This window comes from Novosphingobium sp. BF6 (assembly GCF_058273105.1).
In genome coordinates, this window is the sequence record NZ_CM177776.1 from 427,021 (window position 1) to 439,633 (window position 12,613).

Annotated in this window: 10 protein-coding genes; 8 read left to right on the plus strand and 2 right to left on the minus strand. The window is 66.7% G+C overall.

Annotation, left to right across the window (positions count from 1 at the left end):
- Positions 1-58: 58 nt before the first annotated feature.
- The 6 genes from cobA (at position 59) to AC4D6D_RS17315 (ending at position 5,452) form a co-directional block, all read left to right on the plus strand.
- Positions 59-829, plus strand: coding sequence for a uroporphyrinogen-III C-methyltransferase (gene cobA, locus AC4D6D_RS17290; protein WP_491328300.1), 771 nt, complete (start codon positions 59-61; stop codon positions 827-829).
- Positions 826-1,122 (plus strand): DUF2849 domain-containing protein, encoded by a 297-nt coding sequence (locus AC4D6D_RS17295; protein WP_147217905.1) that lies wholly within the window; start codon positions 826-828, stop codon positions 1,120-1,122. The genes cobA and AC4D6D_RS17295 overlap by 4 nt, the downstream gene beginning before the upstream one ends.
- Positions 1,122-2,756 (plus strand): nitrite/sulfite reductase, encoded by a 1,635-nt coding sequence (locus AC4D6D_RS17300; protein ID WP_491328301.1) that lies wholly within the window; start codon positions 1,122-1,124, stop codon positions 2,754-2,756. The genes AC4D6D_RS17295 and AC4D6D_RS17300 overlap by 1 nt, the downstream gene beginning before the upstream one ends.
- Positions 2,749-3,183 (plus strand): DUF934 domain-containing protein, encoded by a 435-nt coding sequence (locus tag AC4D6D_RS17305; RefSeq protein ID WP_491328302.1) that lies wholly within the window; start codon positions 2,749-2,751, stop codon positions 3,181-3,183. The genes AC4D6D_RS17300 and AC4D6D_RS17305 overlap by 8 nt, the downstream gene beginning before the upstream one ends.
- Positions 3,184-3,206: 23 nt before the next feature.
- The gene (locus AC4D6D_RS17310; RefSeq protein ID WP_491328303.1) at positions 3,207-4,007 is read left to right on the plus strand and encodes a phosphoadenylyl-sulfate reductase; all 801 of its coding nucleotides are present in this window, start codon (positions 3,207-3,209) and stop codon (positions 4,005-4,007) included.
- Positions 4,008-4,240: 233 nt separating this feature from the next.
- Entirely contained in the window at positions 4,241-5,452 is a 1,212-nt protein-coding gene (locus AC4D6D_RS17315; protein ID WP_491328304.1) for an MFS transporter, read from the plus strand.
- A gap of 157 nt (positions 5,453-5,609) precedes the next feature.
- Here AC4D6D_RS17315 and putA read toward each other — a convergent pair whose 3' ends face one another.
- Positions 5,610-9,203, minus strand: a complete 3,594-nt coding sequence (gene putA, locus AC4D6D_RS17320) for a trifunctional transcriptional regulator/proline dehydrogenase/L-glutamate gamma-semialdehyde dehydrogenase (RefSeq protein ID WP_491328305.1) — start codon at positions 9,201-9,203, stop codon at positions 5,610-5,612.
- Positions 9,204-9,301: 98 nt separating this feature from the next.
- On the opposite strand from putA, the gene AC4D6D_RS17325 reads away from it, so the two are divergent.
- Both AC4D6D_RS17325 and AC4D6D_RS17330 read left to right on the plus strand, forming a co-directional pair.
- A complete protein-coding gene (locus AC4D6D_RS17325) occupies positions 9,302-9,772 on the plus strand; it encodes an Lrp/AsnC family transcriptional regulator (RefSeq protein ID WP_147217918.1) in 471 nt (156 codons plus the stop codon).
- Between the two features lie 126 nt (positions 9,773-9,898).
- Entirely contained in the window at positions 9,899-10,690 is a 792-nt protein-coding gene (locus AC4D6D_RS17330) for an SDR family NAD(P)-dependent oxidoreductase (RefSeq protein ID WP_491328306.1), read from the plus strand.
- Between the two features lie 97 nt (positions 10,691-10,787).
- Here the strand turns inward: AC4D6D_RS17330 and AC4D6D_RS17335 are convergent, their stop codons facing one another.
- Positions 10,788-12,470, minus strand: coding sequence for a flotillin family protein (locus AC4D6D_RS17335; protein ID WP_491328307.1), 1,683 nt, complete (start codon positions 12,468-12,470; stop codon positions 10,788-10,790).
- Positions 12,471-12,613 lie beyond the last annotated feature (143 nt).

Genomic DNA, 12,613 nt, shown 5'->3' on the forward strand with positions numbered 1-12,613 from the left:
CCCCGGACAAAGCCATTATCGCTGGCAATCCGGGGCGCGGAGGATCATCTGCGCCATCATGCAAGCGAATCCCGCCCCCTCTGGTCGAGTCTTTCTGGTCGGCGCCGGTCCCGGCGATCCCGATCTCCTGACCTTGCGCGCCGCGCGGCTGCTGATGAACGCCGCGCTCATCGTGCACGACGGACTCGTCGATCCGGCGATCCTGGCCATGGCCAAGCCTTCGGCGCGTCTGGTCTCGGTGGCCAAGAGCCGCGCCCGCCACACGATGAAGCAGGAAGAGATCAACGCCCTGCTCGTGCGCGAGGCGCTGGCAGGGCACGATGTCGTGCGCCTCAAGGGCGGCGACCCCTTCGTGTTCGGCCGCGGCGGCGAGGAAGCGGAAGCCTGCCATGCCGCCGGAGTTCCGGTGCAAGTGGTGCCCGGCATTTCCTCCGCGCTGGGCGCCTCGGCCGCTGCCCAAATCCCGCTGACCCACCGCGATCATGCCTCGATCGTCACGTTCGTGGCGGGCCAGTGCAAGGGCCTGACCGATCAGGACTGGTCGGGTCTCGCGGGCAAGGGGCGTACCCTGGTGATCTTCATGGGCATCGCCACCGCCGCCCAGATCGCCGAGAAGCTCATGGCCGACGGCCTCGCGCCCGACGTGCCGGTAGCGGTGATCGAGAACGCCACGCGCTCGGCCATGCGCGTGCTGCGCGGGCCGCTCGCCGGACTTGCCGACCTGATCGCGGATGCGAAGGTGCAAAGTCCCGCGCTTATCGTTATCGGGCACGTCACCGCAGAACCCGACAACACCATTCGCGCCGTGGCGCTGGAGGCAACAAAGTGAAGATCCTGACGGGCAACGACCTGAAGACCGGAGCGGTCATCTGGTGGACCGGCGTGGGCTGGTCGCTCGACGTCAACGAATCGGCCGACGTGGGCGACCATGGCGCCGCTCTGGTGGCGCGCGAGGAAGGCGCCCAGAACGCCGTCGCCGCCTATGTGATCGACGGCGAGAAGACCGCTGAGGGCATTCGCCCGGCCCATATCAAGGAGCGCATCCGCGCCCTCGGGCCGACCGTGCGCCTCGACCTGACGCGGGAGGCCTCCAACCCCGCAGCCGCAGACTGGGTGATCTGATGTACAAGTACGACGAATACGACCAGCAGATGGTCGATACCCGCGTCGCGGAATTCCGCGACCAGGTGCGCCGCCGCCTTGCCGGTGACCTGACCGAGGACCAGTTCAAGCCGCTGCGCCTGCAGAACGGTCTCTACCTCCAGCTCCATGCCTACATGCTGCGCGTCGCGGTGCCCTATGGCACGCTGAATTCCGCGCAGATGACGCTGCTGGGCGACATCGCGGACAAGTACGACCGCGGCTACGGCCACTTCACCACGCGCCAGAACATCCAGTACAACTGGATCAAGCTGGAAGACACGCCCGACATCCTGGCCGAACTGGCCAAGGTGGAGATGCATGCCATCCAGACCAGCGGCAATTGCATCCGCAACATCTCGTCCGACCAGTTCGCCGGTGCCGCCGCCGACGAGATCGTCGATCCGCGCCCTTACGCCGAACTGCTGCGCCAGTGGTCCAGCTTCCACCCGGAATTCCTGGTGCTGCCGCGCAAGTTCAAGATCGCCGTCATCGCGTCCGAAAAGGACCGCGCGGCGATGCGTCTGCACGATATCGGCATCAAGATGGTGCGTAACGACGCCGGCGAGATCGGCGCCCAATTCTATGCCGGTGGCGGCATGGGCCGTACGCCGATGATCGCGCCGCTGATCCGCGAATTCGTGCCGCTGGACCAGCTGATCACCTATTCGGAAGCCTGCCTGCGCGTCTACAACCGCTATGGCCGCCGCGACAACAAGTACAAGGCGCGCATCAAGATCCTCGTCCACGAACTGGGCCGCGACGAATATGTCCGCCAGGTCGAGGAAGAATTCGCGCACCTGCTCACCCAGCCGATCGAGCCCCCGCTCGCCGAACTGGAGCGCATCAAGGCCCACTTCACCGGCCCGGCCTACGATAGCGCCGCTTCCGACGATCTGGACCTGACCGATCCCGACTTCCGCCTCTGGGTAGAGCGCAACACCCACGCCCACAAGCAGGCGGGCTATGTGATCGCCACGGTCAGCCTCAAGCCCGTGGGCGGCATCCCCGGTGACGCCACCGCCGACCAGATCCGCCTGATGGCGAAGCTGGCCAAGGACTACAGCTTCGACGAACTGCGCGTCACCCACGCCCAGAACATCGTCTTCCCGCACGTCCGCAAGGCCGACCTCTACACGGTCTGGCAGGCGCTGGACGATGCCGGTCTCGCCACCGCCAACCTCGATACCGTGGGCGACATCATTGCCTGCCCCGGCCTCGACTACTGCTCGCTGGCCAATGCCCGCTCGATCCCGGTCGCGCAGAAGATCTCCGAGCGTTTCGGCAGCGCCAAGCGCCAGGCCGAGATCGGCGAGCTGAAGCTGAAGATCTCGGGCTGCATCAACGCCTGCGGCCACCACCACGCGGGCCATATCGGCATCCTCGGCGTCGACAAGAAGGGCCTGGAAAACTACCAGCTCCTGTTCGGCGGCAGCGAGGGCGCGGATACCTCGCTCGCAAAGATCATCGGCCCCGGCTTCACCGAGGACGGCGTGGTCGATGCCATCGAAAAGGCCACCGAAGTCTATCTCGCCAACAAGCAGGGCGAGGAGCGCTTCCTCGACACCTATCGCCGTATCGGCATGGACCCGTTCAAGGAGGCCATCTATGGTTGACGTCCAGTTCCGTTTCCGTGACGACGAAACCGTCAACGACCCCGCCGTCACCGTGGATTCGTTCTCCGAACAGTCCAACGCCACCGCCGTCCGCATCGAACCGGGCGACGACGCGCGCGACCTGCTGCCCTATCTCGACCGGCTTTCGCTCGTGGAAGTGAGCTTCCCGGCCTGGACCGACGGACGCGGCTATTCTTCCGCCCGTATCCTGCGCGAAGCGGGCTATGAGGGCGAAATGCGCGCCGTGGGCGATCTCGTGATCGACATGCTCCATCACCTGCGGCGCTGCGGTTTCGATGCCTTCGCGCCCGAAAAGGCCCTCAACGAAGAGGACGCGCGCAACGCGTTCGATCGCTGGGACAACGTCTACCAGGCGACCGTCGTCGACGGTCGCCCGGCGATCTGGGCGAAGCGCCACCCGGCGTAAGCGTCCACCGGAAGGGAATACACATGCCCCATACCGAAGCTGCACGTATCCGCGACCGGATCGACACCGGCCCTCGTTTCGACGAGGCCGATGCCGTCCGCCTCAACCGTCTCTTCCGCGGCACCGACACGAGCGAGATGCTCGAAACGGTGCTCAAGGAAGGCATGGCGGGCGACATCGCGATCGTGTCCAGCTTCGGTGCGGAATCGGCGGTGCTGCTGCACCTCGTCAGCCGCGTCGATCCGGGCGTGCCGGTGCTGTTCCTGGAAACCGGCAAGCATTTCCCCGAAACGCTCGCCTATCGCGATCTGCTGGTCGCGCGTTTGGGCCTGACCAATCTCATCAATCTCCTGCCCGATGCCGAGGAACTGGCGAAGAAGGACGAGAACGGGCTGCGCTGGTCCTACGACCCCGACGGCTGCTGCGAAATCCGCAAGGTCAAGCCTCTGGAACAGGCGCTGCTCGGCTACGATGCCTCGCTGACCGGCCGCAAGGCGTTCCAGGCCTCGACCCGCGCCACCCTGCCCCGCTTCGAGGTGGACACCACGGATGCGCAAGGCCGCCTCAAGGTCAATCCGCTGATCGACTGGTCGCCGGAGCGCATCGCCGCCTATATCGCCGAGCACGATCTGCCGCCGCATCCGCTGGTGTCGCAGGGTTATCCCTCGATCGGCTGCATGCCTTGCACCAGCAAGGTCGCGGAAGGCGAAGACCCCCGCTCGGGCCGCTGGCGCGGTTGGAACAAGACCGAGTGCGGCATCCATGTCGCGACGCATTCGGACTACACGACCAAGAATGCGCCGGAGTTCGATCCGGGGCTTTAAACGGCACTCGCACTCCCTCACTCCACCCGTCATCCTGAACTTGTTTCAGGATGACGATGCGCGCGGGATGAAACCTGCTTTCGTCATTGCGAGCGTAGCGAAGCAATCCAGAGCGGCCTCGCGCAACACATTGCAACAAGCGAGACCATGGGTGCAATTATTGCACCTCCAGGCGGGTTGGCATGGCGGGGTGGTCCACTAGATCGCAAATGCCCCCAATATTGCAGTGCAACATGACCAGACAGCAGAACGCCCAGCCCCATACCCATCCCGCGCTCGTCATCCTGGCGCTGGCGATGGGCGCCTTCGCCATCGGCACAACCGAATTCGCCGCGATGAGCCTCGTGCCCTATTTCGCGCGCGACCTCGGCCTGACCGAGCCTGAAGCGGGCCATGCCATCAGCACGTATGCGCTTGGCGTGGTGGTCGGGGCGCCGATCATTGCCGTGCTGGCCGCCAAGCTGCCCCGGCGCGCGCTGCTGATCGGGCTGATGGCGCTCTTCGCGGTAGGCAACGCGCTTTCGGCAATGGCGCCGACGTATCCGCTGCTCCTGCTGTTCCGCTTCATCAGCGGCCTGCCGCACGGCGCCTACTTCGGCATCGCCGCGCTGGTCGCCGCCTCGATGGTGCCCGCCAACAAGCGCGCGCAGTCGGTGGCGCTGGTCATGTCGGGGCTGACCGTCGCCACGATCATCGGCGTTCCGCTGGCGAACTGGCTGGGGCAGGCCTTCGGCTGGCGCACCGGCTTTGCGATCGTCTCGGTGCTGGCAATCATCACCATGGCGCTCGTCGCGCTCTATGCCCCGCACCAGCAGGCCGCCGAGGGCGCCAGCCCGATGCGCGAACTCGGCGCGCTGCGCCGCCCGCAAGTGCTGCTGACCCTGCTGACCGGCGCCATCGGCTTCGGCGGCCTCTTCGCCGTCTACACCTACATCGCCTCGACCATGATCGAAGTCACCAAGGTCTCCGAGCACCTCGTGCCCGTGGTCCTCGCGGTGTTCGGCGTCGGCATGACGGTGGGCAACCTGTTCTGGGCCTGGGCCGCCGACCGCTCGCTGAACAAGGCCGCGATCGGCGCCCTGCTGTTCAGCGCCTTCGCGCTCGCCCTGTTCCCGATGGCGGCGAGCAATGTCTGGACCCTCAGCGTCGTCGTCCTGCTGATCGGCTTCGCGGGCGGCCTCGGCACGATCCTCCAGACCCGCCTGATGGACGTGGCCGGAGACGCCCAGGCCCTCGCCGCCGCCGCGCATCACAGCGCCTTCAACATGGCGAATGCGCTCGGCCCCTGGCTCGGCGGACTGGCGATCTCGGCAGGCTATGGCCTGACTTCGACCGGCTGGATCGGCATGGGCCTCTCGCTCGGCGGCCTCGCGATCTTCCTCGTGACCCTCTCGCTCCACAAGCGCGAGGACGAGGTGAGCCGCCAACCGCTTCCGGCCTGCTGACACGTCCTCCAGCCCATGAAAAAAGGCCCGCGAGTTCCTCACTCGCGGGCCTTTTTCGTTGTTTTTTCGTCATTGCGAGCAAAGCGAAGCAATCCAGAGCGAAGAGGCGCTCCGCTCTGGATTGCCGCGGCCCTACGGGCCTCGCAATGACGAAGAATCAGCCGATCATCATCAGGCTTGCATTGCCGCCCGCCGCGGTGGTGTTGATCGAGGTCGAGACTTCCTCCAGCAGCCAGACGAGGTTCGGACCCGCCGAAGTGTGAACCGGAACGATCGGCCCCGGCAGTTCCGCCACCGCCTTGCAGGCCGCGCGGACCGCTTCGGCATCGCCTTCCACCAGACAGGCCGCGAAGTGCTCGCCCGCATCCGGCGCAAAGCGCGCCGCCACCGCTTCCGGCAGACCGGCGGGAATCGCCATGCCCTCGACCGTCGCGGTATTGCCGCTGGCGAGCACTGCCGCCATCTGCCCGTAAAGCCCCTTGACGGTCGCCGGACGCAGCAGCACGCGGCCGCGCGGGTGGAGGGCATAGAGGTTGGTCTCGCCCACCGGCCCCGGGAGCGCCAGTTCGAGGCCTAGCGCCGAAGAGGCCGCCATCGCCCGCGCCGCAGCCGCCAAGGCCGCGTCGCCCTGCCCGCTCAGCCAGGTCGCGAAAGCCTCGACCAGCGGGGCCGTCTGCGCCGGGGCATCCAGCACTTGCGGCGCCAGCGACGCAAGGCGGCCCAGATAGAGCGGCCCGCCCGCCTTCGGACCGGTGCCCGAAAGCCCGCGCCCGCCGAACGGCTGCACACCGACGATCGCGCCGATGGTGTTGCGATTGACATAGAGGTTGCCTGCACGGATCGCCGAAGTCACCTGCTCCACCGTCGCGTCGAGGCGGGTGTGGAGGCCGAAGGTCAGGCCGTAGCCGGTATCGTTGATCGCCTCGATCAGCGCGGGCAGGTCGTCGCGCTTGAAGCGCACGACGTGGAGCACCGGACCGAACACCTCGCGTTCGAGCTGGGCGATGCTTGCGATCTCGACGATGGTGGGCGCAACGAAAGTCCCCGCCTCGCATTCCGCCGGGATTGCCACTTGCTCGACCTTGCAGCCGCGCGACTTCATGCGGGCGACATGGCCGTCGATCATGCCCTTGGCCTCGGCAGTGATGACCGGGCCGATATCGACCGCGAGTTCCTGCGTATTGCCCACGCGCAGCTGCGCCAGCGCGCCCTTGAGCATCGTCAGGGTGCGATCGGCCACGTCTTCCTGCAGGCAGAGGACGCGCAGCGCCGAGCAGCGCTGTCCCGCCGAATCGAAGGCCGAGGCGATCACGTCCGCCACCACCTGCTCGGCCAGTGCCGAGGAATCGACGATCATCGCGTTCTGGCCGCCGGTCTCGGCGATGAACGGGATCGCACGGCCCTCAGCCGAGACGCGGCCCGCAAGCTGCTTCTGGATCAGGCGCGCCACTTCGGTCGAGCCGGTGAACATGACGGCGGCCACTTGCGGCGCGGCGACCAGCGCGGCGCCGAGCATGCCCTCGCCCGGCAGCAGCTGGAGCGCGTCCTTGGGAACGCCCGCCTCGTGCAGCAGGCGCACCGCCTCGGCGGCAATCAGCGGGGTTTCCTCGGCGGGCTTGGCCAGCACCGGATTGCCCGCGACGAGCGCGGCGGCGACCTGTCCGGCGAAGATCGCCAGCGGGAAGTTCCACGGGCTGATGCAGACCACAGGCCCGAGCGGCGCCTGATCGGCACCGAAAGTCTCGCGCGCCTGCTTGGCGTAGTAACGCAGGAAGTCGATCGCCTCGCGCACTTCGGCAATGGCATTGGCGGCGGACTTGCCCGCCTCGCGGATGACGAGGCCCATGAGCACGCCGATCCGCGCCTGCATGGCATCGGCAGCGGCGTCGAGCATGGCGGCGCGCTCGGCCACCGGCACCTGGCCCCAGCGGCTGATCGCGACGCGGGCGACGGCGACCGCTGCCGCTTCGGGCGCGACCTCGATCACCCGGCCGACCACGTCCTCATGGTCCGCCGGATTGAGCACGGCGCGCGCCTCGCCCTGCGCATTGGCGGGCATGGCAAACCATTCGCGCGCGGCGGAGCGGCGCAGGTCTTCCGAAAGCACGGCGAGCGCGGTCTCGTCGGCCATGTCGATGCCGTCCGAATTGCGGCGGCTCGGATAGAGATCGGCGGCCAGCGGGATCAGGTCGTGACGGGCGCCGGGATGGGGCATCGCGCGCACGACCTCGACCGGATCGGCCACCATGTCTTCCACCGGCACCGCCGGATCGGCGATACGGTTCACGAACGAGGAGTTCGCGCCGTTTTCCAGCAGGCGGCGCACGAGGTAGGCCAGCAGCGTCTCATGGGTGCCGACCGGCGCGTAGATGCGGCAGGGGCGGTCGAGGTTGTCTTTCCCCACGACCTGCGAATAGAGCGGCTCGCCCATGCCGTGGAGGCACTGGAACTCGTAGCGACCAACCACGAAGTCCGGCCCGGCGAGGTGGTAGATCGTCGCCAGCGTCTGCGCGTTGTGGGTGGCGAACTGCGGGAACACCGCGTCCGGCGCCGCCAGCAGCTTCCTGGCGCAGGCGACATAGGACACGTCGGTGTGGACCTTGCGGGTATAGACCGGGAAGTCGGCAAGGCCATCCACCTGGGCGCGCTTGATCTCGGCGTCCCAATAGGCGCCCTTGACCAGACGCACCATCATCCGCCGACCGGCGCGGCGGCCGAGATCGATGATCCAGTCGAGCACGTAGGGGCAGCGCTTGCCATAGGCCTGCACCACGAAGCCCAGACCATCCCAGCCCTTGAGATCCGGATCGAGCGCGAGCGCTTCCAGCAGGTCGAGCGAGAGTTCGAGACGGTCCGCTTCCTCGGCATCGATGTTGAGACCGATGTCGTAGCCCTTGGCGAGCACCGCCAGCGCCTTCACGCGGGGCAGCAGTTCGCCCATCACCCGGCCCGCCTGCGCTCGGCTGTAGCGCGGGTGGAGAGCGGAGAGCTTGATCGAGATGCCCGGACCTTCGTAGATACCGCGACCCGCGCTGGCCTTGCCGATGGCGTGGATGGCGTTCACGTAGTCGTCGTTGTAGCGATCGGCATCGGCGGCAGTAGTCGCCGCTTCGCCCAGCATGTCATAGCTGTAGCGGAAGCCCTTCTCTTCCAGTTCCCTGGCGCGCTTCACCGCTTCGTCGATGGTCTCGCCGGTGACGAACTGCTCGCCCATCAGGCGCATGGCGAGATCGACGCCGCGCCGGATCACCGGCTCGCCCGCGCGGGCGACGAGGCGGGTCAGCGCCGAACCCAGCCCCTTGTCGTCAACCGAACTGACCAGCTTGCCGGTCACCACCAGCCCCCAGGTCGCGGCATTGACGAACAGCGACTTGCCGCCGCCGAGATGCGCGCTCCAGTCGCCGTCCGAAATCTTGTCGCGGATCAGGGCATCGCGGGTGGCATTGTCGGGGATGCGCAGCAGCGCCTCGGCCAGGCACATGAGCGCGACGCCTTCCTGCGTGGAGAGCGAATATTCCTGCACGAGGCCCTCGACGCCGGTGCCCTTGTGATTGGCGCGCAAGGTGGTGACGAGCGCACTCGCGGTCTCGCGCACGTCGCGGCGCTGCGCCTCGCTCAGCGTCGCCGCTTCCAGAAGCGGCGCCATGCAGGCGGCCTCGTCGCGGCGGAAGGCATCGGTGATCGCGCGGCGCAGCGGGGTCGGTTCGCTGACGGCGGGGGCGAAGGCGGTGAAGGGCGAGGTCTGGGTCATGGATCGCCAATATCGCAAGCCTGCTTGGCAATCCGACTTTTCAAAGGCACAAGACGGTCCATTCGGACTTATCTTCGTCTCATCGGCAGTTCAATCGCATGGCAAAACGCACCGATCCGGTCATTCTGGACGACTATGACCGCAAGATCGTCGCCGCGCTGCGCGAAGACGGCCGGATGAGCGTGACGGACCTTGCGCGAGTCGTCGGGCTTTCGAAAACCCCCTGTCAGGTGCGCCTGCGCCGCCTGACCCAATCCGGCGTAATCCGGGGCTTTCGCGCCGTCATCGATCCGGTCGCGCTGGGGCTGGACCACGTGGCCTTCACCGAAGTCAAACTTTCGGACACCCGCGAACAGGCGCTGCGCGAATTCAACGCGGCGATCCAGCGCATTCCGGAAGTGGAGGAGTGCCACATGCTCGCCAGCCATTTCGACTATCTCCTCAAGGTCCGCACCCGCGACATTCACCGCTATCGGGCCGTGCTGGGAGAGAAACTCTCCAGCCTGCCGCATGTCTCCAGCACGTCGACATATGTGGCAATGGAGACGGTGAAGGACGCGAGCAGCTAGGGTCGGGACCTGAAGCGTACGGTCCTGTTCCCCCCCTGCGATGAATCCGCGCGCGGGTAGCGGCGGCTCGGCGCCCCGGCTACGACTGCACCGGAAAGCCGATCACGGCGCCTTTTAGGAGAGGTCATGAGCGCAACCGTCATTGTCACGGGAGCGGCCGGCGGCATGGGCCGCCCCGCCGCCGCCCGCTTCGCCGCGCAGGGTCGCCCGCTGCTGCTCTGCGACGTGCATGCCGAAAGGCTCGAGGCGGTGGCCGGTGCACTGCGTGAAGGCGGCGCCCAGGTCTCCACGCTCGCTGGCGACATCGCCGCACCGGAGTTTCCCCAGCAATTGCTGGACTGCCTGGGCAATGCCGCGCTCTTCGCACTGATCCACACTGCGGGTCTCTCCCCGACGATGGCCGAAGCGCCGCGTATCCTCGACGTGAACTACTTCGCCACCGAAAGGCTGGTTGCGGCGCTGCTTCCCCGTTTCGAGGCGGGCGGCTGTGCCGTGCTGGTCTCGTCGATGTCGGCCTATCTCATTGCCGACCCCGCCATGATCGCCGCCGTCGAGGACCTCGTTTCCGGCAGGGGCCGCGAAGGCGTGGACCGCTTCGCCACGAATCCGGGCATGGGCTATACGCTGTCGAAGCGCGGGGTGATCGGTCTGGTCGGGCGCGAGGCCGCCGCCTTCGGCGCGCGCGGTCTGCGCATCGTCTCCATCGCACCGGGCTTCATCGACACCGAAATGAGCCGGGCCGAAGCCAAGGCAAGCGAGCAGATGGTCCAGATGATGGGCATGACCCCGCTCGGTCGCCTGGGCCTTGGCGACGAAATCGCCTCGGTCGCGGAATTCCTGTGCTCACCGGGCGCCTCCTATGTCAGCGGATGCGATATCAAGGTCGATGGCGGGATCTTGGGCAGACTGGGCCTCTGACCGTCCCTCCCGACATGGAAAAGAAGGCCACCCCGCTCCCGAATTTGTCAAAACACGTGATGGAGGGCGTTTCGGTCTACGCCCTCCATCGACAACGTTACTCGGCAGCCAGAGCCTCCTCGTCATTGGCCGCGGCAGTCGCCGCCGGAGCAGCCGGAACCGGAACCGCGCCCTGCACCAGATTGGCGAGCGAGGCACCATCCAGCCCGAGTTCCTTCATCAGCCCGTCGATCACCGGCGCCTGCGCGCGGTAGGCGAGCGCTGCGCTGACAGCATCGTTGGCAAGATTGCCCGAACCGCCGACCGCACCGCCAGAACTTGCCGAACCGCCCTTCTGGGTAAGTCCGTCCACCTGCACGATCTTGATCGAATCGATCGCCTCCAGCGGCCGCACGCTCTCGCGCACGACTTCGGGCAGGACTTTCAGCAGCGCCATCTTCATCTGCAGCGAAATCTGATCGGAGGAGAGCAGGTTCGCCGCCTCGTTGATGGCGCGCTGGCCGGCGGCTTCCACCTCGAAGCGGACGCGCGCGGCTTCGGCACGCAGCTTCTCGGCCTCGGCCTCACCCTCGGCTTCCAGCCGGACGGCCTCGGCGCGGTTGGCGGCGGCTTCCTTGTCGGCCTCTGCCTGCACCTTGATGGCGATGGCCTGACGCTCGGCCTCCTTGGCCGCCTCGATCAGTTCGATGCGCTTGGCACGCTCGGCGATCTCGGTCTCGCGGCTGGTGGCAACCTGTTCCTCGGCGGCGACGGCCTTGGCGCGGGCCTCGTCTGCCTCGGCCTTGGCCTGGCTTTCCTCGCGGCTCTTGTTCTGGATGGCGATCTGCTGGCCCTGACGCGCCAGCTCGACGGCCTGCGCCTGCGCGATCTTGGCCTGCTGGATGGTGCGGTCGGCCTCGATCTGCTGCGAGTCGACCTGCTGTTTGGCGATGATCCGCGCTTCCTCCGCCTCGCGGCTGCGCAGCGCCTGTTCGCGGGCGACTTCGGCGGCCTGCTCGGCGCGGCGCATCTCGATCTCGCGTTCCTGTTCGAGTCGGGCGAATTCATTGTCGCGCTGGATCGACAGCGACTGGCGCTCGGCTTCGAGGTTCTTCGTCTCGATCTGGACGCGGGTGTCCTGCTCGATGTCGTTGCGCGCCTTCTTGCGCAGTTCGATCTGCTCGGTCAGCTTGGTCAGACCCTCGGCATCGAAGGCATTGTTGGCATTGAAGTGCTCGATCGAGGTCTGGTCTAGCCCGGTCAGCGAGACCGATTCGAGTTCCAGACCGTTCATCGCGAGGTCTGACGAGGAAACCTGCTGCACTTTCTGCACGAAATCGGCGCGCTGCTCGTGAAGCTGGTTCATCGTCATGCCCGCCGCGACCGAGCGCAGCGCGTCGACGAACTTGCCTTCGACCAGTTCCTTCAATGCTTCGGGGTGCATGGTCCGCGCGCCCAGCGTCTGCGCGGCCATGGCGATGGCCCCGGCGTCGGGACGGACGCGGACGTAGAATTCCGCCTTCACGTCGATGCGCAGACGATCGAGCGTGATCAGTGCGTCCTGGTTCTTGCGCTCCACCGCAAGGCGCACGGTGTTCATGTTGACCGGCATCGTCTCGTGGAACACCGGCAGCACCAGCGCGCCGCCGTTCATCACCACCCGTTCCCCGCCGAAGCCGGTTCGCACGAAACCGATTTCCTTGGAGGCACGCTTGTAGAGCCGCGCCAGCATGAGCCCCAGCGCCAGGAACAGGACAAGGGCAATGCCGGCCAGAATGGCGATGCCGACAAGGTCGTTCATTGGACAATACTCCCCCAGGCGCCGTGTACGTTCCCGCCAAGCACAGCGCATTGAAACCTGTCGGAGTAATTAGCAGACGGGGCCGCGCACTCCCATGAAAACCGAACCGGGCACTGGCGATTTCAAAGCGTTAACCGCCTTTG

Coding starts and splice junctions, on each gene's coding strand:
- cobA (WP_491328300.1), top strand. CDS start 59: ATGCAAGCGAATCCCGCCCCCTCTGGTCGAGTCTTTCTGGTCGGCGCC.
- AC4D6D_RS17300 (WP_491328301.1), top strand. CDS start 1,122: ATGTACAAGTACGACGAATACGACCAGCAGATGGTCGATACCCGCGTC.
- AC4D6D_RS17305 (WP_491328302.1), top strand. CDS start 2,749: ATGGTTGACGTCCAGTTCCGTTTCCGTGACGACGAAACCGTCAACGAC.
- AC4D6D_RS17310 (WP_491328303.1), top strand. CDS start 3,207: ATGCCCCATACCGAAGCTGCACGTATCCGCGACCGGATCGACACCGGC.
- AC4D6D_RS17315 (WP_491328304.1), top strand. CDS start 4,241: ATGACCAGACAGCAGAACGCCCAGCCCCATACCCATCCCGCGCTCGTC.
- putA (WP_491328305.1), bottom strand. CDS start 9,203: ATGACCCAGACCTCGCCCTTCACCGCCTTCGCCCCCGCCGTCAGCGAA.
- AC4D6D_RS17325 (WP_147217918.1), top strand. CDS start 9,302: ATGGCAAAACGCACCGATCCGGTCATTCTGGACGACTATGACCGCAAG.
- AC4D6D_RS17330 (WP_491328306.1), top strand. CDS start 9,899: ATGAGCGCAACCGTCATTGTCACGGGAGCGGCCGGCGGCATGGGCCGC.
- AC4D6D_RS17335 (WP_491328307.1), bottom strand. CDS start 12,470: ATGAACGACCTTGTCGGCATCGCCATTCTGGCCGGCATTGCCCTTGTC.